Below are 664 nucleotides of genomic sequence, written 5' to 3' on the forward strand. Positions count from 1 at the left end.
TTATGTGCTGTTCAACCAGAACCCGACCGTGTGGCAGGCGGGGATCAACTACACGCTGTTCTGGGGTGGACACAACACGGTCGGCCAGCCGTACGCAGACCGAAATTTCGTCGGGATGTTCGTCACCCGGAACTTCTGATGGCGGGTTCCGTACGTCATTGAATCGCCTGAAGTCACCTGAAGGGAAATCGCCGTGTTAAATCGTCTGGTCAAATATCTGGAACGGTGCTTCTTCGGCCACCGCGCGGCGGTGCTCGTAAGCATCGGCCTGTTCACCGCCGTGATGGCCTTCTTCGCCGTGCAGTTGCGCATGGATGCGGGCTTCGAAAAGCAGATGCCCATTGGCCATGAATACATCCAGACCTTCCAGAAGTACCGCTCCGACCTGCTCGGTGCGAACCGCATCACCGTGGTCGTGCGTGCGCGCAAGGGCTCGATCTGGACGAAGGAAGGGCTCACGCGTCTGTACAGGGTGACCCAGGCGGTCACGTATCTGCCGAACGTGGACCGTGTCGGCGTGCAGTCGCTCTGGACGTCGAACGCCTATGTGAACGAGATCACCGACGAAGGCTTTCGCGCCGAGCCGATCATCTCCGGCACGATCACGCCCGACCAGCTCACGCCAGACATTGTCGCGAAGATCCGCCATGCGACCACGCTGGGC

1 protein-coding gene and 1 pseudogene are annotated in these 664 nt (G+C 60.2%); both read left to right on the forward strand.

Translation table 11 applies throughout. The features are described from left to right. On the forward strand, positions 1 to 139 hold a 139-nt coding region (locus BO1_RS60065; RefSeq protein ID WP_156992824.1), incomplete at its 5' end, for a DUF1302 family protein. Positions 140 to 193: 54 nt separating this feature from the next. Continuing rightward, positions 194 to 664: pseudogene (locus BO1_RS56075) on the forward strand (RND family transporter); the annotation flags it as partial.

This window comes from Paraburkholderia oxyphila NBRC 105797, assembly GCF_000685075.1.
Classification (GTDB): domain Bacteria; phylum Pseudomonadota; class Gammaproteobacteria; order Burkholderiales; family Burkholderiaceae; genus Paraburkholderia; species Paraburkholderia oxyphila.